The sequence below is a fragment of the Thiomonas delicata genome (genome assembly GCF_900088825.1).
Classification (GTDB): domain Bacteria; phylum Pseudomonadota; class Gammaproteobacteria; order Burkholderiales; family Burkholderiaceae_C; genus Thiomonas_A; species Thiomonas_A delicata.
The window spans coordinates 1144708-1170040 of sequence record NZ_LT592170.1; the positions used below are offsets into that span (position 1 = coordinate 1144708).

General features: G+C 62.8%; 24 protein-coding genes. 20 read left to right on the plus strand and 4 right to left on the minus strand.

All coding sequences use genetic code 11. From position 1 onward, the window contains the following. Nucleotides 1-44: 44 nt before the first annotated feature. Together THIARS_RS05435 and THIARS_RS05440 are read right to left on the minus strand one after the other, a co-directional pair. Nucleotides 45-575: a GNAT family N-acetyltransferase gene (locus THIARS_RS05435; protein ID WP_013123585.1), complete on the minus strand. Its 531-nt coding sequence runs from the start codon at nucleotides 573-575 to the stop codon at nucleotides 45-47. A gap of 56 nt (nucleotides 576-631) precedes the next feature. Further along, the gene (locus tag THIARS_RS05440; RefSeq protein ID WP_094160646.1) at nucleotides 632-1096 is read right to left on the minus strand and encodes an OsmC family protein; all 465 of its coding nucleotides are present in this window, start codon (nucleotides 1094-1096) and stop codon (nucleotides 632-634) included. Between the two features lie 425 nt (nucleotides 1097-1521). Here THIARS_RS05440 and THIARS_RS05445 point away from each other — a divergent pair, with 425 nt between their 5' ends. The 10 genes from THIARS_RS05445 to THIARS_RS05495 all read left to right on the plus strand — a co-directional run bounded on the left by THIARS_RS05445 (nucleotide 1522) and on the right by THIARS_RS05495 (nucleotide 15449). Then, nucleotides 1522-2721 carry a tyrosine-type recombinase/integrase gene (locus tag THIARS_RS05445; RefSeq protein WP_094159792.1) on the plus strand — a complete coding sequence of 400 codons (1200 nt, stop codon included), beginning with the start codon at nucleotides 1522-1524 and terminating at the stop codon, nucleotides 2719-2721. Continuing rightward, entirely contained in the window at nucleotides 2718-3887 is a 1170-nt protein-coding gene (locus THIARS_RS05450) for a PDDEXK nuclease domain-containing protein (protein ID WP_094159793.1), read from the plus strand. Before THIARS_RS05445 ends, THIARS_RS05450 begins: the two co-directional genes overlap by 4 nt. A gap of 358 nt (nucleotides 3888-4245) precedes the next feature. Then, on the plus strand, nucleotides 4246-4752 hold the full coding sequence (gene radC / locus THIARS_RS05455; RefSeq protein ID WP_094159794.1) for a RadC family protein: 507 nt from the start codon (nucleotides 4246-4248) through the stop codon (nucleotides 4750-4752). A 260-nt stretch (nucleotides 4753-5012) separates the two neighbouring features. Continuing rightward, nucleotides 5013-5204, plus strand: a complete 192-nt coding sequence (locus THIARS_RS19250; RefSeq protein ID WP_094159795.1) for a ribbon-helix-helix domain-containing protein — start codon at nucleotides 5013-5015, stop codon at nucleotides 5202-5204. A 53-nt stretch (nucleotides 5205-5257) separates the two neighbouring features. Beyond that, a complete protein-coding gene (locus THIARS_RS05465; protein WP_094159796.1) occupies nucleotides 5258-7876 on the plus strand; it encodes an AAA family ATPase in 2619 nt (872 codons plus the stop codon). Further along, nucleotides 7873-9876: an ATP-binding protein gene (locus THIARS_RS05470; protein ID WP_094159797.1), complete on the plus strand. Its 2004-nt coding sequence runs from the start codon at nucleotides 7873-7875 to the stop codon at nucleotides 9874-9876. The genes THIARS_RS05465 and THIARS_RS05470 overlap by 4 nt, the downstream gene beginning before the upstream one ends. A 520-nt stretch (nucleotides 9877-10396) precedes the next feature. Beyond that, entirely contained in the window at nucleotides 10397-10903 is a 507-nt protein-coding gene (gene radC, locus THIARS_RS05475; RefSeq protein ID WP_094159798.1) for a RadC family protein, read from the plus strand. Between the two features lie 531 nt (nucleotides 10904-11434). Next, complete coding sequence (locus THIARS_RS05485) at nucleotides 11435-12262, plus strand: DUF932 domain-containing protein (RefSeq protein WP_094159799.1); 828 nt, start codon at nucleotides 11435-11437, stop codon at nucleotides 12260-12262. 80 nt (nucleotides 12263-12342) lie between these two features. Then, nucleotides 12343-14367: a ParB N-terminal domain-containing protein gene (locus THIARS_RS05490; protein WP_094159800.1), complete on the plus strand. Its 2025-nt coding sequence runs from the start codon at nucleotides 12343-12345 to the stop codon at nucleotides 14365-14367. A 770-nt stretch (nucleotides 14368-15137) separates the two neighbouring features. Beyond that, nucleotides 15138-15449, plus strand: a complete 312-nt coding sequence (locus THIARS_RS05495) for a DUF736 domain-containing protein (protein WP_009518866.1) — start codon at nucleotides 15138-15140, stop codon at nucleotides 15447-15449. 45 nt (nucleotides 15450-15494) lie between these two features. Here THIARS_RS05495 and THIARS_RS05500 read toward each other — a convergent pair whose 3' ends face one another. Further along, a complete protein-coding gene (locus tag THIARS_RS05500) occupies nucleotides 15495-15785 on the minus strand; it encodes a helix-turn-helix domain-containing protein (RefSeq protein ID WP_094159801.1) in 291 nt (96 codons plus the stop codon). A gap of 469 nt (nucleotides 15786-16254) precedes the next feature. Between THIARS_RS05500 and THIARS_RS05505 the strand changes: the two genes are divergently transcribed. The 9 genes from THIARS_RS05505 (at nucleotide 16255) to THIARS_RS05550 (ending at nucleotide 23578) form a co-directional block, all read left to right on the plus strand. Next, nucleotides 16255-16602, plus strand: a complete 348-nt coding sequence (locus tag THIARS_RS05505; RefSeq protein ID WP_094159802.1) for a DUF2958 domain-containing protein — start codon at nucleotides 16255-16257, stop codon at nucleotides 16600-16602. Between the two features lie 356 nt (nucleotides 16603-16958). Then, a complete protein-coding gene (locus tag THIARS_RS05510) occupies nucleotides 16959-17741 on the plus strand; it encodes a DUF2285 domain-containing protein (RefSeq protein ID WP_094159803.1) in 783 nt (260 codons plus the stop codon). 83 nt (nucleotides 17742-17824) lie between these two features. Further along, nucleotides 17825-18115, plus strand: coding sequence for a helix-turn-helix transcriptional regulator (locus tag THIARS_RS05515; RefSeq protein ID WP_094160647.1), 291 nt, complete (start codon nucleotides 17825-17827; stop codon nucleotides 18113-18115). A gap of 86 nt (nucleotides 18116-18201) precedes the next feature. Beyond that, the gene (locus THIARS_RS05520) at nucleotides 18202-18969 is read left to right on the plus strand and encodes a replication initiator protein A (protein ID WP_312662756.1); all 768 of its coding nucleotides are present in this window, start codon (nucleotides 18202-18204) and stop codon (nucleotides 18967-18969) included. Nucleotides 18970-19258: 289 nt separating this feature from the next. Next, the gene (parA, locus tag THIARS_RS05525) at nucleotides 19259-19897 is read left to right on the plus strand and encodes a ParA family partition ATPase (protein ID WP_094159805.1); all 639 of its coding nucleotides are present in this window, start codon (nucleotides 19259-19261) and stop codon (nucleotides 19895-19897) included. Continuing rightward, nucleotides 19894-20136: a hypothetical protein gene (locus THIARS_RS05530; protein WP_009518856.1), complete on the plus strand. Its 243-nt coding sequence runs from the start codon at nucleotides 19894-19896 to the stop codon at nucleotides 20134-20136. Before parA ends, THIARS_RS05530 begins: the two co-directional genes overlap by 4 nt. Then, nucleotides 20133-20666 (plus strand): DUF2840 domain-containing protein, encoded by a 534-nt coding sequence (locus THIARS_RS05535; RefSeq protein WP_009518855.1) that lies wholly within the window; start codon nucleotides 20133-20135, stop codon nucleotides 20664-20666. The genes THIARS_RS05530 and THIARS_RS05535 overlap by 4 nt, the downstream gene beginning before the upstream one ends. 2 nt (nucleotides 20667-20668) lie before the next feature. Then, the gene (locus THIARS_RS05540; RefSeq protein WP_425444239.1) at nucleotides 20669-21223 is read left to right on the plus strand and encodes a S26 family signal peptidase; all 555 of its coding nucleotides are present in this window, start codon (nucleotides 20669-20671) and stop codon (nucleotides 21221-21223) included. A 402-nt stretch (nucleotides 21224-21625) separates the two neighbouring features. Further along, on the plus strand, nucleotides 21626-23578 hold the full coding sequence (locus tag THIARS_RS05550) for a relaxase/mobilization nuclease and DUF3363 domain-containing protein (RefSeq protein WP_094159807.1): 1953 nt from the start codon (nucleotides 21626-21628) through the stop codon (nucleotides 23576-23578). A gap of 40 nt (nucleotides 23579-23618) precedes the next feature. Here the strand turns inward: THIARS_RS05550 and THIARS_RS05555 are convergent, their stop codons facing one another. Next, nucleotides 23619-24578: a LysR substrate-binding domain-containing protein gene (locus tag THIARS_RS05555; RefSeq protein ID WP_094159808.1), complete on the minus strand. Its 960-nt coding sequence runs from the start codon at nucleotides 24576-24578 to the stop codon at nucleotides 23619-23621. Nucleotides 24579-24861: 283 nt separating this feature from the next. Between THIARS_RS05555 and THIARS_RS05560 the strand changes: the two genes are divergently transcribed. Continuing rightward, entirely contained in the window at nucleotides 24862-25236 is a 375-nt protein-coding gene (locus THIARS_RS05560) for a cupin domain-containing protein (RefSeq protein ID WP_094159809.1), read from the plus strand. Nucleotides 25237-25333 lie beyond the last annotated feature (97 nt).

Below are 25333 nucleotides of genomic sequence, written 5' to 3' on the forward strand. Positions count from 1 at the left end.
TTGTTCTCCGAGTATTGGTTGATGCGGGGTCCAGTGCTGATTTCTTACCGTTCAACTTGACGGGCGTGGTGTCGGCTTGTCGGCGGAGCGTCCCTCTCGACGTGCAAGTTATGAGTTGCGTGCCTTACCATGATGCTGACAGCCTCGTCATTGACCACGGTTTGCACTGCTTCTTGCCACCCAAACCGTTCGTACAGTCTCTGTTGGTCCGGCGTGTAAAGATAGAGTGCCTGAACGCCGAGATCGAGACTCCTTTTGATGCACTCAGCGATCATGGAAGAGCCTATGCCCTGCCCACGAAGGCCCTTCGGAATGAACACCTCACCAAGCCAATGCTCCTTGTCGGGGTGAGCGGGAAGCTCAAAGCGTTTGATGCTCGCCGTCCCTAGAAAGTCATTCTCGGCAGAAAGCGCTACCAGCGTGAAGGGTACTTCATGCGCTTGCGATCTTGCCGCCAATCGTTCCTCAATAGCTAACAATGAGGCCCACGGTGGAAAGGCACCCCACTCGTCATGCAAAAACGCGGCAATTTTTGTAATTAGGTACCGATGGTCGGCTAAGAGCTCAATACGCATAACGAGTGGGGCTAAAGGGCTGCGCGTTTTTTTTGCCCAGGCTCCTGTTGCGAGGGTTAGAGAACTGGCTCACATCGCACCTCGTTTTTCACGGAATTAGCTATAAAGCACTGTTCGTGAGCTTCATGGTGCATTTGACTGATTTGCTCCTGCGTTGGTAAACGCTCTCCCGAAAAGTGGACTTTTGGTCGAAGCGTGACCACGGTCATGGCCATTTTCTCTTCCGCGTTTTTCTCCATCACGCCAAGCGCTGCATCAAAGTATCTATCAATCCGAAACTTTTGTTTAGCTGCGATGGACAGAAACCACAGCATATGACAGCTCGAGAGTGAGGCAATAAATGCCTCTTTGGGGTCCACTGCCGATGTGTCAGACATCGGAGGGGAAACAACGTGTGGAGATGAGGAGCCCGGTACTTCCAAGCCACCGTCAAAACGAAGCACATGCTTTCTGCTGTAGCGATTGTCAAGAAAGTCCTGCCCTTGCCTTAGCCAAAGTACTTCTGCAGTATAGTGTGTCATGATCAATTCTAATGTTCGCCAGAACCAGCGTGCAAAAGCATAACGAAGCGGCGTTTTTTCATGTCCGAGTAAATGAACTGAACCGCCCCGGGTTTGCGGAGGCCCGTTGGTTTGAGTCAGAACGAGCTGGTCTGAGGCCAAGCGGGTTTGCTTGACTATTTGGCCATTGTCTCTCTTTTTTAGCGGTGCGCAGGTGCCGCCGGAGGCAACTGGTTGAGCCATGGGTTTTCATGGTTCCCCCTTTTTTTGTTTCAGCATGACTCCAGCACCGAACTTCGCTGGACTACGCCACAGCCCGTTGTGGCAGGTTTATCAATAGCTTACGTGAGTTCATCCTATGCCGGTGCTTTCCGAAACTTGACCCGGCTTCCGTCCGCTTGGCTCCTAACAGGCTCCTGGAAACCGCGTCTTTCCGAGGAGTCATCATGGCTAAGATCAAACTCACCAAGTCCGCAGTCGATGCGGCAAAACCCCAGGCGCAGCCCATCGAGCTGCGTGACACGCTTGTTCCCGGCTTCCTGTGCAAGGTTACACCGGCCGGTCGCAAGGTCTTCATGCTCCAGTACCGGACGAATGCCGGCGAACGGCGCAAGCCGGCGCTGGGCATGTACGGAGAACTGACCGTCGAACAGGCCCGCTCGCTGGCGCAGAACTGGCTGGCTGAGGTTCGCCGAGGCGGCGATCCTGGTGCCGCCAAGACCGAGGCGCGCAAGGCACCCACTGTTGCGGAGTTGTGCAAGAAATTCATGGAGGACTACTCCAAGAAGCGCAACAAGGCCAGCACCCAGGTCGGCTATCAAGGCGTCATCGATCGCTGCATCATCCCGCTGCTGGGCCGCAAGAAGGTTCACGACGTGAAGCGGCCTGACGTTGCCGGATTGATGGAAAAACTTTCGTACAAGCAGACCGAGGCGAACAAGGCGTTCAGCATCCTGCGCAAGATGTTCAACTTGGCCGAGGTGTGGGGCTATCGGCCTGACGGCACGAATCCTTGCCGCCATGTCCCGATGTTCCCTGCAGGCAAGTCCACCCACCTCATCAGTGACGAGGACATGGGCAAGCTGTTCCGGCAGCTCGACAAGATCGAGACCGAAGGGTTGGAGAACTACGTCATCCCTCTGGCGATCCGTCTGCAATTCGAGTTTGCCGGCCGCCGCTCCGAAATCGTCACGCTCCAATGGGAATGGGTCGATCTGGAGAACCGGAGGGTGGTCTGGCCTGACAGCAAGACAGGTGGCATGTCCAAGCCTTTGAGTGAGGAAGCCTACCGGCTGCTTTCGACGGCGCCGAGGCAGAAAGGCAATCCCTACGTGCTGCCGTCGCCACGCCATCCGGGGCAGCACCTGACGACGGGCGAGTATTACGGCGGCTGGTGCCGTGCGCTCAAGGCGGCGGGCGCGACGCATGTGGGTACGCACGGCATCCGCCATCGCTCGGCGACCGACATTGCCAATTCGGGTATCCCGGTCAAGGTCGGCATGGCGCTGACGGCGCACAAGACCGTGGTGATGTTCATGCGCTATGTCCATACCGAGGACGATCCGATACGCAAGGCGGCCGAACTGGTGGCGAATCGTCGCAAGACAATCACCGGCGAGCAGCGCCCTGCGGAGGTGGTCGCATGAGCAAGGGAACGCTTTCCACGACGACCGCGAAAGGCGCCGCCGTCCCAGCCGGCTATGCCGGCATCCACAGCGGCATCGTCGAATTGCTCGATGCCGCGCGCCAGGCGGCAGCACGCAGCGTCAATGCGTTGATGACGGCGAGCTATTGGGAAATTGGCCGCCGCATCGTGGAAGCCGAGCAGCAGGGCAAGCGCCGTGCGGGGTACGGCGAGCAGTTGATCGAACGGCTGTCCAGTGACCTGACTGGGCGGTTCGGGCGGGGCTTCGGTGTCAACAACCTGGAGAACATGCGGCGCTTCTTTCTCGCGTATCCCCGTTCGGTGATTTCCCAGACACTGTCTGGGAAATTGCGAAACGAAGTGGCTTCTGAGAAATCCCAGGCAGTGTCTGGGAAATTGAGCCTGTCCGATCTGGCGCACGCCTTCACGCTGCCGTGGTCGGCCTACGTGCGGCTGCTGTCAGTCAAGGACGACCATGCCCGCCAGTTCTATGAAGCCGAAGCCCTGCGCGGTGGCTGGAGCGTGCGCCAGCTCGACCGGCAGATCGGCAGCCAGTTCTACGAACGCACGGCGCTGTCGAAGAACAAGACGGCGATGCTGGTCAAAGGCGCCGTGCCGAAGCCGGAAGATGCCGTCACGCCCGACGACGCGATCAAAGACCCGTATGTGCTGGAATTTCTGGACCTCAAGGACGAGTATTCGGAGTCCGATCTTGAACAGGCCCTGATCCATCGGCTGCAAGACTTCCTGCTCGAACTCGGTGAGGGCTTCACATTTGTTGGACGACAGCGGCGGTTGCGCATCGACCAGACCTGGTATCGGGTCGATCTGCTGTTCTTCCATCGGCGGCTGCGCTGCCTCGTCATCATTGACTTGAAGCTCGGTGCCCTGACGCATGCCGATGTGGGCCAGATGCACTTGTACTGCAACTATGCGAAGGAGCACTGGACGTTTCACGACGAGAACCCGCCCGTGGGTCTGATCCTGTGCGCGGACAAGGGTCACGCTTTGGCGCGGTATGCGTTGGAAGGTTTGCCCAGCAAGGTCATGGCAGCAAACTATCGAACCGTGTTGCCGGATGCCGAACTGCTGCAAAAGGAATTGGAGAACACGCGGCGTCTGCTGGAATCTCACGCAACGATTCGTCCCAAGACTCGCAAGCGATAACGGTGCGTCCCGGCGTCCCGGCGTCCCGGCGTCCCGGCGTGCCGCCGTCGCGCTGCGCATCGAGCCTCGCTGCGCGAGTCTCGCCTCATTCGGGCTTTCATCGTTCCCTCGCTCTGCTCGGCTGACGCCTCCGGTCCTTGAGGGCCTGCGCGCTCCGCTTGCCCATCCGTGCCTTCGTTGGAGGTGGGGTGGGCGGTCTTGCTGTTCCCTATCACCGTACCACGGCGTTCTCGCCGTCAAGGGCTGCGCGTGCCTTGCACGCTTGCGGCCGTGGCCGTCCATGACCCTGTGACAGCTTGCGCTGCGCCGTGCTGGCGCCGGTTCCGGGCAATTCCGCCCGAGCAACCGGAGCACGATCATGTCGCAACTCTCTCTCGCTTTCGATTCCTCGCTGCTGGTGCGTGACAGCCAGGGGCGCTACATGCTGGCCACCGCCGATCAGATCCTGGAGGCGGCCCGCCAGGTCATCGACCAGAAGATCCCGCGCGGTGCGCTGTTCACATCGCCGACGCTGGTCAAGGACTACCTGCGCACCAAGCTGGCCGGCTTCGAGTATGAAGTCTTCGCGGCACTGTTCCTCGACAGCCAGCATCGGCTGATCGAGTACGCCGAGCTGTTCCGTGGCACCATCGACTCGGCGGCGGTGTACCCGCGCGAAGTCGTGAAGACGGCACTGCGGTTCAACGCAGCGGCAGTGATCTTCTCGCACAACCATCCGAGCGGGAACCCCGAGCCAAGCCAGGCCGACAGACAGATAACCCAGCGGCTCAAGGAGGCGCTGGCATTGGTGGACGTGCGCACACTGGATCACATCGTCGTCGGTGGCGAGTCCACAGAGTCCTTCGCCGAACGGGGGCTGTTGTGATCCCGGGGGTTTCGGCCCCCTTTTTGCTGCGCCTTATGTCGAACTCTCCGGCCCCATGAGCCTTCGCGCCTGCGGCGCTGCGCGCTTCGCTTGCACGGGGTCTGCGCCATCTACGGCCGTTGCCAGAACTTCTATCTTCCCTCGCTCATCATCTGATCCGCGACTGTAGTCCGCATCGGCGCGCCTTGACGCTTCGGTGCGTTTTGGTGCATTTCGGTGTAAGCTGGTGATCGAGTTTCATATTGGTTGGTCCGACGCTTATGCCTCAATCGCAACCGCTCAAGCGCTTCACAGTCTCCCTTGATGCTGAGGACTACGAGGCTTTGCGCAAGCTGGCTGAAGCGCAACGTCCGCCGTTGCCGCTCCAGTACGTTGTGCGCTTGGCCATCCGGCGCTTTCTGGATCAGCCTGAAGGTACGGTTCTTCGGCCCATTGAGGACGATACACGGTGAAGCGAACAATGAGATTGGCTATGCCATAAAGGACGCAATGCAGCGAGGGGAGTATGACGGTCCTACAAGAAATACTTGAATGGTCTCAAGGCCGTCCAGCGTGGCAACGCGACGCGCTGCGTCGGCTCGTACTCAATGGAGAACTCTTCGACGATGACATCCGCGCACTTACCGAGGTTTGCAAGAGTGCGCATGGCCTCGCTGAGGAGCAGGAAATCGCGCACTTCGCCAAGGAGCATGTGTCCGACACAACAGCGGGTGCTGCCCCTGTTTCTCTGGTATCAATCTTCCATCATCGCGGTGTGAATGCGCTGGCCGAGGACCAGACACTCAAGTTCGCACCCGGTCTCACCGTGGTTTATGGTGATAACGGCGCAGGCAAGACGGGCTATATCCGAATCCTCAAGGGTGCCTGCCGGGCGCGGGGGCAAGAGAAAATCCTGGGCAATGTTGTCTCCGGCACAGCACCGCTCGCGCCGGTGGTTGCGATCAAGTACAAGATCGGAGCTGAGCCTGAACCACGGGAATGGACCGGAACCGGTGAGGATGAGTTCGTTTCGCGTGTGAGCGTATTCGATACACAGTGCGCTTCCGTCTACCTGACCGAAAAAACCGATGTTGCCTTCCGGCCCTTCGGCTTGGACCTGTTCGACAAGCTCGTGAAGGCGTGTAAGGCCGTTCGCGCAGAACTCGAAAGCGAACAGCGCGCTCTTGCGTCAAACGCTCTCACCGCTGTTCAGGCACAGGTCCCCGAAGGTACAGCAATTGCGAAGTTTCTAACGAACATTAGCTCCCTTACCAAGCTGGACGCCGTAGAGGCACTCGCGCGTCTCTCCCCGGAGGACGAGGCTCGGCTTGCGCTTCTGGAGAAGTCGCTGCTCGACTTGCAGGCCAATGATCCCGAAAAGCTGATCCGGCAACTCACCCTGCGCGCGGGTCGGGTTCAGACACTGGCCCGGCACCTCAAGGAGGTGGAAGCGGCGCTTTCGGTGGAGGCCGTGGCTGCCGTGTTCGATGCACGGACAGAAGGCCGCCGCAAGAGCGAGGAAGCAAAACGGCTGCGGGAGGCAACATTTCCCGAAGGGGTGCTGCCTGGAACCGGCACCGATCCCTGGATCGCGCTTTGGGAAGCGGCGCGTCAGTTCTCGCAGGAGTTAGCCTATCCAGACAAGGCATATCCGGTCGTAAAAGACGGCGCTCATTGCGTCCTGTGCCAACAGGATCTCGATCACGCAGCATCCCATAGGCTCAGCCAATTTGAAGCGTTCGTGGCTTCGACAACGGAACGTGAACTCCGGCAGATCAGGGAGAAGTTCGCACGTTTGCGAAAGGGCTTCACTGATCTCAGGACGACAACCGAAGCCGTTGACGAAGCGCTCAAGGAAATCCGCATCGAGCATGAGGCCGTTGCGGACGCAATAGCCGCAGCGCTTTCAGCCAACGAGAACCGCCGTAGGACTGTCACCGCAGCCATCGCCGAAGACAAGGACCTGGCCCCCGAGTGTCCCGCCCTCGTGTCGGCCTCTCGTGACGCCGAGGCGCTGGCCGGGGAAATCGAGGCCCGGATCAAGACGCTGCGCACCAGCGCTACCGATGAAACCCGCAAGCGCATGACCACCGAAGTACAGGAGTTGCGTGCCCGTAAAATTCTGGCAGCACATCAACAGACTGTTCTTGATGATATCGAGCGTCGGAAGAAGTACGCCGCTTATGGGCTGTGCATTGACGAAACCAAGACACAGGTGATTACGCAGAAGAGCACTGCTGTTACGAAGGCTGTCGTATCGCAGAAGCTCAAGCAGAGTTTTAAAGATGAACTGGTCAATCTGTCTTTCGGTCACGTCGAGGTCGAGTTAAAGGAACTTGGCGGTGCGGACGGCGTTTTCTACCACAAGCTTGCTCTTACGCGCGCACCTGGCGTTGACTTGCCAAAAGTTGTGAGCGAGGGCGAGCAGCGCTGCCTATCCATCGCCGCATTCTTTGCGGAACTCAGCACTGCTGATGACCTCTCTGGCATCGTGTTCGATGATCCTGTGTCCTCGCTTGATTACCAATGGCGTCAGGGTGTGGCTCGGCGCTTGGTGTTGGAGGCCAACACCCGGCAGGTTATCGTTTTCACCCACGATGTCGTCTTCCTGCTGCTCCTAAAGCAATTCGCGGAAGAGCTGGGCGTCGATCAGTTTGACCAACACGTCCGGTTCCTTTCCAAGGGTGCAGGCGTGTGTGCGGAAGAGCTTCCGTGGGTTGCGCTGCCGGTCAAGAAAAAGATCGGCTACCTGAAAAGCGGCTGGCAAGCCGCCGACAAGCTTTCTCGTGACGGTCATCAGGACGCCTACGAGAAAGACGCCAAGTATCTTTACGGTTTGCTGCGGGAAGCATGGGAGCGCGCCCTCGAAGAAGTCCTATTGGGCGGCGTGGTCGAACGCTATAGGCCGAGTGTTCAGACACAACAAGTTTCTCAGATCGCCGACATCACTCCCGAGGACTGCAAGACCGTCGAGGCGGCTATGACGAAATGCTCGAAATGGCTGCCTGGCCATGATCAAGCCGCGGCGGCTCGTGCGCCGGTACCCGGTCCGGCAGAACTCAAGGCCGACATCGAAGCTTTGGAAAACTGGGTAACGGCGATACGTAAGCGCCGCAAAAAACCCATTGAGACCGCATCCGCATGAGCAACGTAAATATCAAACGCGCCGTCGAGAATATTCGAGCGAACACGACCGTCTACACGCCCGTTGTCGAGATGATCGTTAACGCCATTCAGGCAATTGACGAGGCTGGCCGCAAAGATGGGAAAGTCCAGGTCCGCACGCAACGGAACGCTCAGGTCGAGCTGGATGGAAGCTTACCGGAGGTCACAGGCTTCGACATCGAGGATAACGGTATCGGCTTTAATGACGCGCACCGCAACTCCTTCGACACGCTCTACACCGACCTCAAGATTGCCGAAGGCGGTAAGGGATTCGGCCGTTTCACTGGACTTAAATATTTCGAGGACCTGCACGTCAAGAGTATCTATCGCGATGGTGCCGTCCTTAAAGCACGCAGCTTCTCAATGGGCAAGGAACACGAGATTATCGTGCGCGAGAAGGTCACACCAAGCGACAAGCAGGACACTGGCACTGTGGTCACTCTGGCGCCTCTGAAGACGGGACGCGCCTTCGACAAGAAGCTTTCGACCATCGCCCGCAGCCTCGTGGAGCGGCTGCTGCCGTATTTCATCACGCAGGATTACGTCTGCCCCGACATTGTTCTTTCGGAGCAGGACGGGAGTAGCGCGATCCGCTTGAACGATTTCGTGAGCAACGAATTGTCTGCCGTCATCCGGGAGATCGGCATTGATCGCAAGACCTTCACGCTCAAGGCTTCCGATACGGAAGAGGAGTTCCTGGTCCGCGTGTTTAAACTCTACTCCCCGCGCAACCAGAAAAGCCGAATCAGCCTTGTCGCGCATAAGCGGGAAGTCTCAGGGTCTGCGATCCACAAATACATCCCAGAGTTCGTAGACGAGTTCTTAGAGAAAGATCGAAACGGTGAAGTAGACAGCACACGCAATTACATCATCAAAGCTTACGTATTCGGACCCTATCTCGACCGGAATGTTTCGCTGGAGCGAGGCGGGTTTGAGTTTCAAATGGACAGCGACCTGATTCTCGGAATTGGGCAAACCCAGATTGAGCAGGACGCTGCCACGATCGCCCGTGAGGCGATGGGTGCAGATATCACGTTCCGGCAGGAAAAGAAGAAAGAGCGTGTGCAGTCCTACGTCGATGAAGAAGCGCCGTGGCACAAGGCCATCCTGGAAAAGATCGACCTGAGCGGGATGCCCTATAACCCAAGCAATGAAGAGATCGAAACGCGGTTGCAGAAGGAGAAGTTTGCGCAGGAGATCGCCATCAAGCGCGATGTAGCGAAGCTGATGGCCGAGACAAATTTCGAGAATGTGCAGGACAGCGTGATCGAGATCGTCAATAAAATCTCCGGCACCAGCAAGAATGATCTGATTCACTACATCGCATTACGCCGAAAAATCCTAGACATCTTCGGCAAGAGCCTTGAAACAGATGAATCTGGAACGTATTCCTCCGAAGGTGTGGTCCACGACATCATCTTTCCACGCAAGGGTGACACCGATATCACGTCCTTTCACGATCACAATCTCTGGATCGTAGACGAAAGGCTGAATTTCACCACCTACGTTTCCTCTGACCTCCCCCTCAACGGTGGGAATACTGATCGTCCTGACCTGTTGGTCTACAACAAGCGGGTACTGTTCCGAGGCGATAACGAAGCGAGCAACCCGATTACGATCTTCGAGTTCAAGAAGCCTCAGCGTGACGACTTCGTGAACCCGTCCTCCCGAGAGGACCCGGTCCAGCAGATCGTGCGCTACGTGAACGACATCCGGGACGGCAAGTACAAGACACCCGAAGGCCGCAAGATACTTGTTGCTGAGAACACACCGTTCTACGGCTACATTGTGTGCGATCTGACGGCCAAGGTAGAAACCTGGCTTGAGCGCGAGAAGAACTTTACGCCCATGCCCGACAGGCTCGGCTGGTTCCAGTGGATGGGCAACATCAATCTCTATGTTGAGGTCATAAGCTGGGACAAGGTGCTGAAAGACGCGAAGATGCGCAGTCAGATATTCTTTCAGAAACTTGGAATCTAGTGCGGCCGTCATGTGCGCGCTGAATTGCGCTGGCTCGATAAGTTCGAACGTGAGCCGGAAGAAGCATCATCGTTCGGCATTTTTTTTGCGCCAGCAAGAATTCAGGGCAAATCGAATTGCTGGATCTGAACAGGTCGGGCATCCACGTCGCCGATTGCCTGAGCAACGCAAGACAGATAACAAGCAGTCCTGATCGTGGTATCTCTGCGTCCCGGCGTTCCGCCGTCGGGCTCGCGGGCTGCGCCCCGCGCTTCGTACCGAATCGCGGCCATCCGGCTTTGATCCCTGACGCCTCCGGCCCTTGAGGGCCTGCGCGCTCCGCTTGCCCATCCGTGCCTTCGTGGGAAGTGGGATGGGCGGTCTTGCTGTTTCCCTTCACCGTACCACGGCGTTCTCGCCGTCAAGGGCTGCGCGTGCCTGCACGCTTGCGGCCGCGGCCGTCTGCGACCCCTGACTGCTTGCGCTGCGCCGTGCTGGCGCCGGTTCCGGGCAATTCCGCCCGTGCAACCGGAGCACGATCATGTCGCAACTTTCTCTCGCTATTGATTCCTCACTGCTGGTGCGTGACGCGCAGGGGCGCTATCTGCCGGCTTCCACTGACCAGATACTGGCTGCCGCGCGCCAGGCCATCGACCATAAGATGCAGCGTGGAGCGTCTTTCACTGCACCGGCAACGGTCAAGGACTACCTGCGCACCAAGCTGGCCGGCTTCGAGCACGAAGTGTTCGCAGTGCTGTTCCTCGACAGTCAGCATCGACTGATCGAATACGTCGAAATGTTCCATGGCACGATCGACAGTGCATCAGTTCATCCGCGCGAAGTGGTCAAAGAGGCGCTGCGGTGCAATGCGGCGGCTGTGATTTTCTCGCACAACCATCCGAGCGGGAATCCCGAGCCGAGCCAGGCCGACAGGCAAATAACCCAGCGGCTCAAGGATGCGCTGGCACTGGTGGACGTGCGCACGCTGGATCACATCGTTGTCGGCGGCGAGTCCACAGAGTCCTTCGCCGAACGGGGGCTGCTTTAACCAAGGGGGCTTCGGCCCCTTTTTTGCTGCGACTGGTGTTGAGTCCTTCGGCTCTCACGGGCCTGCGCACTGCGCTTGCACTCCAGGGGAACGGCTTGCAGCCGATCCCCGCCGCGCGTGGCTTGGCGCCCCTGAAAAGCTGCCGAACAGGTTGCACCTGATCGGCCTTCGCGCCTGCGGCGCTGCGCGCTTCGCTTGCGCGGGGTCAGCGCCATCTGCGGCCGTTGCCACAACCGCCGTCTTCCCTCGCTCATCACCTCATCCGCGACTGTAGCCCGCGCCCGTGTGCCGTCAAGGCGCGCCGGGCCGTGTCCTCGCTGCGCTGCGGGCCGCACCAACCCGTCGCTTGTTTCCTTGACGGCACCCGTTCGCGCGCTCCTGACCGTCGCGGGCGATGAACTCAGGAAAGACGGTGGCAACGAGGCCGGCCCAGGTCTCCGCGCCGACCCCACCGGAAAGCCGAAAGGCGGGCTCCGAATCTAGGAATCCGGTGGGGTTTCAACAGCAAACCTTTTGTCAGGAGTAAGCACCATGCAACTTGCATCCCGTTTCGCATCCCGTTCCCCGATGCTGCGCGCAGATCATCCGCTGTCGGATGAGCAAATCCAGCGCGTAGCCCCATCCATCTTTGCGGAAGCCCCGCACGAAAGCCGCTCCGAGCGATACAGCTACATCCCCACCGCCGCCGTGCTGGCCGAACTGCGCGGCGAAGGGTTCCAACCCTTCATGGTGTGCCAGACCCGCGTGCGCGATGAAGGCAAGCGCGAGCACACCAAGCACATGATCCGGCTGCGCCACGCCAGCCAGATTGCCGGCAGCGAAGCCAATGAAATCATCTTGCTCAATTCCCATGACGGAACGAGCAGTTATCAAATGTTGGCGGGCATGTTCCGCTTCGTGTGCAGCAATGGCCTTGTCTGCGGCGACACCGTGGCGGACGTGCGCGTGCCCCACAAAGGCGACGTGGCAGGCCATGTCATCGAGGGCGCTTATGAAGTCTTGCATGGCTTCGAGCGTGCGCAGGAATCCCGCGATGCCATGCAGGCCATCACGCTGGACAGCGGCGAGGCCGAAGTTTTCGCCCGCGCCGCGCTGGCCCTCAAGTACGACGACCCGGACAAGCCCGCACCCATCACCGAAAGCCAAGTGCTGGCCTCGCGCCGCTTCGACGACCGCCGACCCGACCTGTGGAGCGTGTTCAACCGCACGCAGGAGAACTTGACGCAAGGCGGACTGATGGGCCGCAGCGCCAACGGACGCCGCCAGCGCACGCGCCCCGTGCAGGGCATCGACCAGTCCGTGCGCCTGAACCGCGCCCTGTGGCTACTCGCCGATGGCATGCGCCAGTTGAAAGCCTGAACCCCACGCGGCAGGGGCAGGCAGCAGCCCTTGCCGCTTTCCTTCGTCGCTGCATCCCTTGACCGATAGGAGCTATCACTATGAACGCCGTAACCCAAACCGAAACCCGTGCCATCCACACCGCCGCCACGCTGGAAGTGGCCGACCCCACCAAGAACCTGATTCTGGTGCCGCTGTCGCAGCTTCGCCCGTCCAAGCGCAACGTGCGCAAGACCAACCGCCGCCTTTCCATCCCGGAACTGGCCGCGAGTATTCAGCGCGTCGGCCTGCTGCAAAACCTTATCGTCAGTCAGTCCGAGGATGACGAGCACTACGAAGTCGAAGCCGGAGACCGCCGCCTTGCGGCGCTGAAGCTGCTGGCAAAGAAGAAGCGCATTGCCAGTGACTTTGAAGTGCCTTGCCTGCTGGTGGCCGATAGCAGCGCCCGCACCGTGAGTCTTACCGAGAACGTGCAGCGCGAGGCCATGCACCCCGCCGACCAGTTCGAGGCATTCGCCGCGCTGGTCAAGGAAGGCCGCCCCATCGAGGACATTGCCGCCGATTTCAGCGTCACCCCGCTGGTGGTGCAGCGCCGCTTGAAGCTGGCGAACGTCTCGCCGCGCCTGATGGAGGACTATCGCGCCGATGCTGTGACGCTCGACCAGTTGATGGCCCTTGCCATCAACGACGACCACACCGCGCAGGAAACCGCGTTCTATGACGCACCGAACTGGCAGCGCAATCCATCCGCGCTGCGCGAGCGCCTGACCGAACGCGAAATCGACGCCACGCACCCGCTGGTGCGCTTCGTCGGGCTGGACGCCTACACGGCGGCAGGTGGCGGCACTCGCCGCGACCTGTTCGCAGACGATGACAGCGGCACTTATCTGGTCGATGCCCCGCTGCTGGAAAAGCTGGTGCGCGGAAAGCTGGATGCGCTGGCCGAGGACGTGCGCGCCGAGGGTTGGGCATGGGTGGAAGCTGTGCCGCACCTGAGCTACGCCGAACGGCAGGCGTTCCAGAACGCCCCGCGTCAGCAACGCGAACCGAACGCCCGCGAGGCCCGCCGCATCGCTTCGCTGCAAGCCCGCCTCGACAGGATTGACGCGGCGCTGGAAGACGCCTACGACGCCGAGGACGAAGACAAGGCCGAGGCGCTGGAACAGCAGCGCGAGCCGGTGGCCGCAGAACTGCAAGCCGTGCAGGACGCCTTGCAGGACTATGCCCCGGACGTGCGCGCCGTCGCCGGTGCCATCGTCACCATCGACCGCGACGGCGAAGCCGCGATTCATCGCGGGCTGCTGCGCGAGGCCGAGGCCAAGGCACTGCGCACACTGGAAAAGCTGCGCCAAGGCTTCACCGGCACGGAAGACGCGAACGACGATGAAGGCGAGGACACCGAACCGCCGAAGGCCGCGAACCTGTCCGACCGGCTGGCGCAGCGTCTGAGTGCGCACCGCACCGCCGCGCTGCAAATCGAAGTGGCCCGGCATCCGCAGGTAGCACTGGCCACGCTGGTGCATGGCATGGTGCAGACCGTCTTGCAGGACAGCCACTACGGCCACACCCTGCCGCTTGGCGTGCGCCTCACCGTGAAAGACAGGCTGGACGCCTACGCGCCCGACTGGCCGGAATCGCCTGCCGCCGTCGCCTTGCGCGAACTGCAACAGGCATGGGGCGAGCGGCTACCGCAGGATGATGCCGACCTGTTCGCCACTCTGCTGGCACTGCCGCAGGACGAACTGGTGCGGCTGCTGGCCGTATGCGTCGCCGCCACCGTGGACGTGGTAACGCCACGCGCCACGCAGCACCAGCCCGGCGCGGAACTGGCGCAGACGGTCGGACTGGACATGGCCGCATGGTGGAAACCGACCGCCGAAGGTTACTTCAACCATGTGTCCAAGGCCGTGATTCTGGAAGCCGTGCAGCAGTTCGCACCGTCGCACGTCACCCGGCTGTCCAAGCTCAAGAAGACCGACATTGCCAGCGAGGCCGAGCGGTTGGCCGAAGGCACAGGCTGGATGCCCGCCCTGTTCGTGGCAGAGTGCGGCACGGCGCAAGACACAGCGCCGCAGGAAGCTGACGCCGAGGCCAACACCGAAGCGGCGGAAACGCGGGCGGCATGAGGTAGCCGCGTGAAGCATGGCCCCGGCGCAAACCGCGCCGGGGCTTTTTGCTGCACTTCAAAATCCGGGCGCGGCACATCTGCCGCGCCCGGTCTCAACGGCCAAAGCAAAAACGCCACGTCGCCGCCTTGAATCAGGCGGCGACGTGGCGGCGCACAAATGCCTTGTGCGCGGTTCGGCAATCGGCGCCCGCAAGCGGGCCAGGTTTCCACAGCGCCCCGCCACGGTGGGCGGTGCGCGGGGCTACGCCTGACTTGGCTGCGCTGGGTTGTGCGAAAGCGTGCCGTCCTCGACGCTGACGGTGGGCTGTCCGGGCCGTCACGCCGGCCTGTTCACCGACATGCCCCACGGCCTTTGCCATGACGAATCCACAACACGCCTCAAGCCGTCCACCACTGGATGCAGAGGACATTCCCGCCTGTCGCTGCGGGTCAGACCTTGCCGGCATCAGGGCGCGTGCCGGCGAAGCCTTCATGCGGAGCGCCGAGCCGGCCATCGCTCCATTCGGGTCAGTTCGGCCCGTTGCGTCCTTGGTTCGTTGTGAATCCTGGCAGGGGCACGGCTGCGCCTCGGGCTTCCTGGCTGCAACCGTCCGGCGCAAACAATTTCCCCTGCGCTGCGCGCATTCCTCGCGGGACAAATTCTTTGCGCCTCCCGGTCCTCCACGCTGTTGCGGCCGCTACGCGATGCAGCCCGCCCGTCCCCCGCCGACCGGATCACAACAAGGACGCGATGGGCGCGACCTTGGCAACCCGAAAGGAGCAAACATCATGGCCAACATCGGCACCTTCACCGCACAGAACGACGGCTTCACCGGCACGGTCCGCACCCTGACGCTGAACGTCAAGGTCAAGTTCGTCCCCAACGACAAAGGCAGCGAGAATGCCCCCGACTTCCGCATCCAGGCGGCGGGCGGCTACGACATCGGCGCGGCATGGAAGAAAGTCAGCCAGGCCGAGCGGCCCTACCTGTCGGTGACGCTGGATGATCCGTCGTTCCCGGCGACGATCTACGCCCGCCTGATCGAAGAAGAAGACGGCTCGCACAACTTGATCTGGTCGCGCAGCAAACCGGCGGCCTGACAGCCGCCCCGGCGCCCCGCCCACCGTGGCGGGGCGCTCTTCTCGCTACGACTCGGATGCCGCCAGGCGGCGTTCCGTCTCCGCCATCAGCTCGGTCGAACTGCACCCGAGCGCTCGCGCGATCTTGAGGATGAGCGCGAGCGTCGGCATGTGCTCGCCGCGTTCCACCTTGCCCATGTGCGAGCGCTCGACGCCGGCCAGATGCGCCAGCGCCTCCTGCGCCACACCATGCTCCGTGCGCAGCGCACGCACCGCCTCGCCGAAAGCCCGTGCCGGCTCGGCCTCGAAGGTGGTGGCGCCGGCCGGTCGGCCGCGCTGGATTGGACGCTTCTGCATACACAGAAGCGTCGATTCACGGCACAATTAAAACCACGTTAAAGATAACTCTTTCCTCGCTTTTACCCTACGATTCGAGCACTTGCTGCTGGCCCGCCGGGCCGGCTTTGGGTGGATGCGCAAAGGCGGATTGCCGCCTTCGTGCTTCCGTTGATTCGGTGATTGCCGCGAGTGCGCTTCCGTGAGCTTCTGCAAATACGCTTCGCCTGCTTCAAGGTTTTCCGTACTTCCACGAATCCGGCTTTGCGGATTGGTGTGCAAGCACATGCGTGCATCGTCGGCTTCGTGCGAATCAGTGCCGCTTTCCCGGTTCACCCCACAGCGAACAAGCACGCGAGCCTGGCGCACGCCGCTTGCCGTCAACCCCGGCCCGCACCGGACCGTGTTGGGGTATGACGGCCGCGCTTGGCGCGTGCGCCTTCTGTCGCCTCGCTCCGCCGTGGAGCGAACCCTTCAAGAGGAAGCGACCATGAAGACACTCATTACCGACGAACAACGCGCGCAACTGCTCGCCAACGGCCGCGCTCGCGCCGAAGGCGCGGGCATCGACCCGCTGCCGGTGGTCAAGCTGTTCACCCCGGACGCACACGCAACCTGGCTGCTGACCGAACTCGATCCCGAGGATGGCGACACCGCCTACGGCTTGTGCGACCTGGGCCTGGGTATGCCGGAGGAAGGCACCGTGCGGCTGTCCGAGCTGGCGTCCATCGTCGGGCCGCTGAAGCTGCCCGTCGAACGTGATCTGTACTTCGTCGCCACACGCACGCTGTCGGAATACACGCGGTTGGCACAGCGCAACGGGTCGATCATCGACTGACCGGCCCCGCTGGCCCGCAATCGCGGGCCAGCACAGCGCTGCCAAGCGCGGCGCACTGTGTCTATTTCGGTCTGAGTTCAGACCGCCCGCGCATCAATCGCCACTCATGCACCGGCGAAGTGCGGGCATGACCAAAACAGTCCTGATTGCCGCTGCGGCTTGCGGCATCGTGTCCATTGCTGCGCACCATCATTGTTCGCGCAGCCGTCGCATTCGGACGACCTGTGCAATGCCCTGGAGCCAATCGGTCTTGACACCGCCAGTTTAGCGAGTACCCGTGACGATACGCCGATGAAGCCGTAGCTCCCCCTGACGCCCGTGGCGACGAGCCCTGCTGTCCGACAGGAGGCTGCGTCATGGCAGAGTCCGATCATTGGCGCCCCGGTGCCGCTTACCTTTACGTCCTGCACCTGGACGGCCCCGCGTTGGCATGGGAATACTTGCGCCGCCACCCCGACTATCGGCGCGACTGGCTGCGCCGTCGCCGTCATCCCGGAGCGGCCCAGCACTGGGGCCTGCGCCTGCTGGAAGACCCGGCCCTGGATGCGCGCGACGCGCACCCGGCCTGGTTTCCCGACCACGACAGTGTGGTGCAGCTCTATCCCGACACCGATCCACCGCCCGATGCCGAACGCTTTGCGTTCTGGCATCTGCCAGGTCGCAAGCACCTGATCCACGATGGACGGCGGCTGGTGCTCGCCACGCGCTGGGCCGGCTGCTGTCTGCGCCTGGCCTTCGCGTCCGATCTGGCGGATGGCATGGCCTTCGCCTATGCCGTGCGCGCATCGCCCGATCCTTGTTCGCGTTGCCGCGCACTGGTGGGCGAGCTGGACAAACTGGTGGCGACCGCACCGACAGCATTGGCCGGGCCGCGTCCCTCGACGACCGCGCTGCTGGAACTGCGCACCTTGCAGGCCCTCGACGGCACGCTGGCCGGCGCATCCCTGCGCACCGTGGCGGACGTGCTGTTCGGTGCGGCGGCCGTCACCCGAGACTGGCACGCGGATGGCGCACTGCGCGCTCGCGTGCGCCGCCTGGTGCGGCGGGGCCAGACCTTGATGCGCGGCGGCTACCGCCGTCTCGCGCAGCTTCATCCGCACACGCAGGGACGTTTCGCATCCCTCGCAAAACGTCCCTGAGCACAGCGCCTTTCTTTTCTGAGACTGCCTCCATCCGGCCGCGCTGTTGTGGTCGGCGATTCAGACCGATGGAGGTTCACGCCATGAGACCCGCACCGCTGCGGCCGCAAGCCGCCCCCGCTGCCCAGCAGCAGCCCGCCCAGCCTTCGCGCTACCTGACCAACGACGAAGCCGCCGACTACCTGCGCCTGTCGCCGCGCACGCTGGAAAAGCAGCGCGTGATCGGCGGCGGCCCGCGCTTTCGCAAGTTCGGCCGCCGCGTCATGTACGCGGTGGCCGACCTCGACGCCTGGGCCGATGCGCGCAGCTTCGAGGCCACGTCCGATCCCGAGTACGCCGAACGCCATGCCGGCGATTACCGCGATGGCCGCTGACAGCCGGCGCGCGGGTGGCCCTCGTCGTGTCCAGCTCGGAGAAGGAGCGCGAACAGCTCGACCTGTTCCGTGCGCTGCCGGGCGACATGGCGCCGCGCGACGCACAAGACCTGATGGCCTATCCGTTCTTCTCGCTGGCGAAATCGCGCCGCACCGCGCCGATCGACTTCCGCTCCGGCGGCGTCACCGTGCGCGTGGAAGGCACGCAGGAGCACGGCATCGCCACCATCTGGGATGCCGACATCCTCATCTGGGCCGCCAGCCAGATCGTCGAAGCGCGCGACGCAGGCATTCGCCCATCGCGCAGGATGCAGGCCACGCCCTACGAGATCCTGCGCTTCATCGGGCGCGGCACGTCGCTGCGCGACTACCAGCGCTTGAAGGCTGCGCTGGATCGCCTGCAATCGACCACGATTGCCACCTCGATCCGCGAGACGACCGGGCGGCGCCTGCACCGCTTCTCGTGGATCAACGAGTGGAAGGAGCGGACGGACGCCAAGGGCGTGCCGCTCGGCCTCGAACTCATCCTGCCGGACTGGTTCTTTGCCGGCGTGCTGGACGAAGCCCTGGTGCTCACCATCGACCCGGCTTACTTCAAGCTCACCGGCGGCATCGAGCGCTGGCTGTACCGCCTGGTGCGCAAGCACGGCGGCAAGCAGCGCGACGGCTGGCAGTTCGACTTTCCCTACCTGTACCGCAAGTCCGGCAGCCTGGCGCAGCCGCGCGACTTCGCCCGCGACCTGCGCCTGCTGGCCGCGCGCCAGTCGCTGCCCGGCTACGTGCTGTCCGTCGAACGCTGGCCCGGCACACCGGAAATCCTCGCCTTTCGTCCCGTGCCGTCCACGGCACGTTGATAACCGTGGGGATGAAAGCGGGACAAGCTGTGAATGGGCTCGTGCTATCGGGCGCGCCGGGACTCGTGCTATCAGGCGCAGCGGTATCGTGCTATCAGGCGCGCAAATCGCCGCTAACTTCAGCGGCCGCAAGGGTTTTTCCGGCCCTTAACTTTATATCTAACTTTAAAAGCTCTCTAACGAATAACAAGAGCTTGTTATTGGCGCGGTGGATAACCGCCGAAGGTCAACAGCAACAGCGTTTTTCAGGCCGTTCATCGAGCCGCCTTCCGCAAAGGAGGGCTGCGCCATGATCGTCGCCTTGCTCAACCAGAAAGGCGGTGTCGGCAAGACCACGCTCGCCACCCACATCGCCGGTGAACTCGCGCTGCGCGGTCAACAGGTCATCCTGCTGGATTCCGACCCGCAAGGTTCATCGCTCGACTGGACACAACGGCGCAGCCAGCAGGGGCTACCACGGCTGTTCAGCGCCGTGGGCCTCGCACGCGAAACGCTGCACCAGGAAGCGCCGGAGCTGGCACGCCGCTGCGATCACATTGTCATCGACGGCCCGCCACGCATCGCCGCACTCGCGCGCTCCGCGCTGCTGGCGGCCGACCGCGTGCTGGTGCCGGTGCAACCGAGTCCCTACGACCTGTGGGCCAGCGCCGAGATGGTGGCATTGATCCGCGAGGCGCAACTGTTCAGGCCAGCGCTTCGCGCGGCCTTCGTCATCAACCGGCGTGTGGTGCGCACCGTCATCGGACGCGAAGCGCGTGGCGCACTCGCCGAGCAGCCGCTGCCCGCACTGCACGCGGAAATCCGCCAGCGCATCGTCTTCGCCGACAGCGTGGCCGCTGGGCGGCTTGCACGAGAAACCGCGCCAGACAGCGCTGCTGCACGCGAGATCACGGCGCTGACCGACGAGCTGCTGAGGTGGTCGCCATGAGTAGCAAGCGCATCGCCATCGGCGTGCGACCGCCGGCGAATCCGCAGGCCGAGGCCTGGATTCGCCAAGGCGACGCCAACGGCGTCCAGAAAAGCGACCTCTACACCGCGCGCCTGACCCTCGATGTAACGCCCTCCATGCGCGCCCGCATCAAGGTATCGGCCTTCACGCAGGGCGTGACGGTAGCCGAGCTGCTGCGTGCGCTGCTGGAACGCGAGTTCCCGGAGCACACGCCATGAACCCCGCCACGCAGGCGGTCATGGCTGCGCCACCGTCTTCACCGCAGCCGCTCGCATCACTCGACAGCCGCGTGCCGCTCACGCGCGTGTCGCTCGCCTACATCGAGCAGCGCATCAATCTCTATCTGCGCTTCGGCCATCCAGCTCGCACCGTGCAGCTCGACCGCTGGCGGCGCTGCGCGGTGTTCCTGCCGGCGGCGGTCTTTTGCCGCATCCGCTGGGAATCGAACGACTACGGCACCGTGCGCTGGCAGCTCCTGGTGCTGCAAGCCTGCACGCCGCTGGATGCCATGCAGAACATCCCCGGCATTCGTCCTGGTGCGCGCCTGCTGCTGCACGCCGAAGGCGAACAGAAAACGCGATCCGTGCTCGCACGGATCGACGCCATCGAAGCGCTGGGCATCGACCCCGCCGACGTGTCGCCCGCGTACTGGCGCACGCTCGGCAACCGTCTCGCCGCACGCCTGCCGCTGCCGGACTACACCGCCGAACGTCATGCGGCCTGGCTGGCCGGGAGGGCACTGCAATGAACATCACGACCGTCACCACAAGCGCCGTTCCTCGCTCGCGCCATCGCGCGCGCCTCGCACTGGCTGCACTCGCTGCCTGCGGCCTCGCTGCGCTGGCCTGGGCGGCCTTCGTGCAGCCATCGGCGCGCATCGTCTACAACCCGTCCGACAGCGTGCCGGTCGGCTGGTATCGCATCGAACCGGCGCACGCGCTGCACGTTGGCAGCATCGTGCTGACCACCTTGCCGGCAGACGCCGCCGCGCTCGCCGCGCAGCGCGGCTATCTGCCGTCGCACGTTCCGCTGCTCAAACGTGTTGGCGCGGTCGCGCCGCAACACGTCTGCATCGTGAATGGCATCGTGCGTATCGACGGCGTGCCCATAGCCGCCGTGCTGCGCACCGATCGCTGGGGCCGGCCGCTGTCATCCTGGCCACAGTGCCGTCCGCTCGCCGATGATGAGCTGTTCCTCCTGAGCAACACCAACCCGGCATCGTTCGACAGCCGTTACTTCGGGCCGGTCAGCGCCGTCGCCGTGCTCGGCGTGGCGCGACCGATCCGCCTGGAGCCACAGCCGTGACGGCGCACAGCAGCGCGCCGTTCGGCATGTCGTTCCCGTGTTCAGGCCGGTGCAGCGCGTGTGCGTTCGCACCGCGCAGCAACCGGCATTCCCCCGTGCAGACAGCTTGCCCTGAGCGCGCCATGCCGCAGGCATGGCGGGCGCTCGCCGGCGGCCAAGCTGCGCTATGCGCAGCGCCGCCGGGGCATCGCCCCCCCCCGTGCCGTCAGGCCGGGGGAAGATGCAGGGCAAGATTGAAGGGTGCGGCACCACGGTGCGCACAAAGCCAGTCTGCACGTGGGGTTGGCGCGGCACGCGCCCTATCGCGGCACCGTGCCGCGAGCAGCGTCAATGCCGCACGGGCATTGGCGAAACCGCGTGCATCACGCCCTGTGGTGCGCTGCACTTCGCCGGAGCTGCCGCATGAGCCGGCGCAGCAATGACGACGCCGACCGCTTCCGCCTGCGCCCCGGCGCGCCGAAGCAGCGCGGCGATGCCTTCGTCTCCAAGGTGCTGCGCCAGGCCAGCAAAGCGGCCAATGCCACCGGCGGCAAACGCGGCAAGGCACCCGGTTCGCGGTTGGGGCGCGGCCACGTCGCCGCGCGCTTCACCGGGCAGTCGCTGTCCGCGACCTCGCGCCGCGCCACCGTCAAGGTGCGGTTGGTGTATCTCAAGCAGGCCGGCGCGCGTTCGACCATCACGCACCTGCGCTACATCGAGCGCGAAGGCGTCGGCCGCGACGGCGAGCCGGGGCAGGCGTACAGCACGACCACCGACGACGCCGACCTGGCCGCCTTCGAGGAACGTGGCCGCGAGGACCGTCACCAGTTCCGCTTCATCGTCTCGCCGGAAGATGCCGCCGAGCTGGAAGACCTGCGGCGCTACACCCGCGACCTGATGACCCGCATGGAAGCCGATTTGGGCACGAGACTCGATTGGGTTGCCGTCGATCACTGGAACACCGACAACCCGCACACCCATGTCGTCTTGCGCGGCAAGGACGACACCGGCAAAGACCTCATCATCTCGCAGGAGTACATCACGCGCGGCATGCGCGAACGTGCCGCCGAACTCGCCACCGAATGGCTCGGGCCTCGCACCGAGCTGGAGATCCAGCGCAGCATGGCGCGCGAGGTGGAACAGGAACGGTGGACGGGGTTGGACCGTACCCTACAGCGTGAAGCGGCGGACGGCCTGGTGCATGTCGAACACTTCAACGAACCCCGGCTGCAACGCCAGCGCCTGCTGCTGGTTGGCCGCCTGCAACGCTTGCAGCGCATGGGACTAGCGAGTGAAAGCCAGCCTGGTGTGTGGGCCGTTCATGCCGACGCGGAACCAACGCTGCGCGCGATGGGCGAGCGCGGCGACATCATCCGCACCATGCAACGGGCCATGAGCGGCCAGCCGCGCGAGCTGGCTGTCTTCGAGCCAGGTGAGGACGGCCGAACCGTCATCGGCCGGGTGGCCGCCAAGGGGCTGGCCGACGAACTGCTCGACCGGGGCTATCTGATCATCGACGGCGTGGATGGCAAGGCCCACTATGTCGCGCTCAACGCCCGCGACGCACCCGGCAACTACCCGACCGGCGCTGTGGTGGAAGTGCACGGTTCCGCCGAGGTGCGGACGGCGGACAGGAACATCGCCGCGCTGGCGAGCGATGGGCTGTATCGCACCGATCATCACCTGGCGATTGCACAAGGTCAGGCGCAGGCCGGCCGCGATCCGCAGGAAGTCGTTGCGGCCCATGTCCGTCGGCTGGAAGCCCTGCGCCGGGCCGGTATCGTGGAGCGTGTGGCCGAGGGGCTGTGGAAGGTGCCGGACGATCTGCCCGCACGCGGGCATCAGTATGACGCGCAGCGCCTGGGCGGCGTGGCCGTGGAGTTGAAATCGCACCTGCCCATCGAGCGGCAGGCTCACGTGATCGGGGCTACCTGGCTGGATCAGCAGTTGATCGGTGGCGGCAAGAGATTTGGAGATTTTGGCTTTGGCAGCGAGGTCAAGGACGCGCTACAGAATCGGGCAGATTTCCTGGCCAAACAGGGACTGGCCGAGCGGCGCGGCCAGCGGGTGATCCTGGCGCGCAACCTGCTGGCGACGCTGCGCAATCGGGAACTGACGCAGGCCGCGCAGGACATTGCCACCGAAACCGGGCTGGAGCATCGCTCAGTGGCCGACGGGCAGCGCGTGGCCGGCATCTATCGGCGCAGCATCATACTTGCCAGCGGGCGCTATGCGATGCTCGATGACGGCATTGGGTTCCGTCTGGTCCCGTGGCGGCCGGTGATCGAACAGAGACTGGGACAGCAGATCGCCGCCACGGTGCGAGGCGGTGGCGTGTCGTGGGAAATCGGACGTACCAAGGGCATATCCGTCTAGTGTCGGATGCCCCATGCAGCTCCACGTCTCGAAGCCGGCGTCAATCGCGCGGCGGGTGGCCTGCTGATCGCCGAGCGCTTCCGTTTGTGTTCGCACGCCCTAGCACGATCTCAACTTGACGCGCCAGATCAGCTTCCTGGTGCAACCAAGCGCGAAAAGCTAGAAGTGCCGGATCTTCCTTTCGAATAGCGCGGTATTCTAGAAGCCAACTCCCGACTGTGTGCGCGACGATCGGGAATGGCGCGACCAACCGGCCCGCTGCCAGGGCGTCGCTGACGTAAGGGATTTGAGCGATAGCGACTCCGACCCCGTCGAGCGCTGCCTGCATCGCCATGACGTTGCTCTCGAATGACACCTCACCGGCGGGGTGCAGGGGGAAACCTAAGCCCGCCGCTTCGAACCAGTGTGGCCATTCATTAGGCATGTCGGATACGACGATGAGAGTCGCGTTGCGCAAGTCGTCAGGCGAGCGCAGCGTCGATGCGAGCTTCGGCGTGCAGACCGGCACGACGGTGCTCGGGAATAAGCGTTCTGCATTGTAGCCCGGCAACGCGTCGGTATCGCGTCGGATAGTGCAGGTCCAGTCATCACGTACCGGGCGAGTTGCGCCACCCGTCGCCATGCGCACTTCGACGTCGGGATAGCTGCGATAGAAGTTTGCCAGTCGCGGGATCAGCCAAGTGATCGCGAGGGTTGGACCGACTCCAACCGTCAGCACCGGGCCACTACGCATCGCCGTAACGCTTTCAGTGAGCCGGGTGATGGAATCGAAAGCATCAGTCAGACCGGACAGCAGCGCCTGCCCTTGCGCAGTCAACTCTAGCGCGTTCGCATGTCGCCGAAACAGAGGAAAACCAAGACGATCCTCCAGCAAGCGGACCAAGCGGCTTACCGCAGTTTGAGTGACGTTCAGCTCTCTTGCCGCAGCGGTGAAACTGCCATGCCGGCCAGCTGCCTCAAAAGCCCGCAGTCCGTTCAGCGAGGGTAATTGCCGCATCATGTGAGACCCCAATTTTTTCTTGGGGACATGCTAAGTTAAAAGCGTTTGTCTGACAATGGTCTCCACCTTAATATTCCTTGATTGAAAGATATATTTCAGATTTCTTACGGAGGCGCGCATGCACTATCCCGCTGATTCAGGCTCTGTTTTCAACGGGCTATCGTCAGTGCAACGTCCGGTTCCAGTCGGACCCGACATTTGGGCATCTCAGAGCGTTGGGAGGCAATGTGTGACCAAAGGCGCTCTCTTCAGCATCGTCATTGCGACAACAGGAGTTTTATGTATGGCTTACACCCAACCGGCTTTCGCCCAGGAAAAGCGAGGCGTGATACCGCATGCGCCGCTGCTGAGAACAGCCGTGCCCGATACGGCGAACCAGGAAGTCGCCGTCTATCACGTCGAATATGAGCCGGGCGGTACCAATCCCCGGCACCTGCATCCGGCTGCGATCACCTTCCACATCCTTTCCGGCACTGGCATCTGGCAGGAGGAAGGTAAGCCGCCAGTCACTCTACGCGCCGGCGATAGTCTGCTCGTTCCGGCCGGCACCACTCACGCGCACTGGAATCCCAGTGCGACTGAAAAGCTCCGCTTTCTCGAATTCATAGTGGCTGAAAAGGACAAAGGACGGTCCATTCCAAAGCCATTGAAAGACTAGGAGACCGTCGGACTTAAGCCCGAGGGGCGGGTGGCGGCGGCGAGCGGCGCGGTTTTTGCGTGACCCGGCACGCCGCCAGCGTCTTCATCACTTGCAC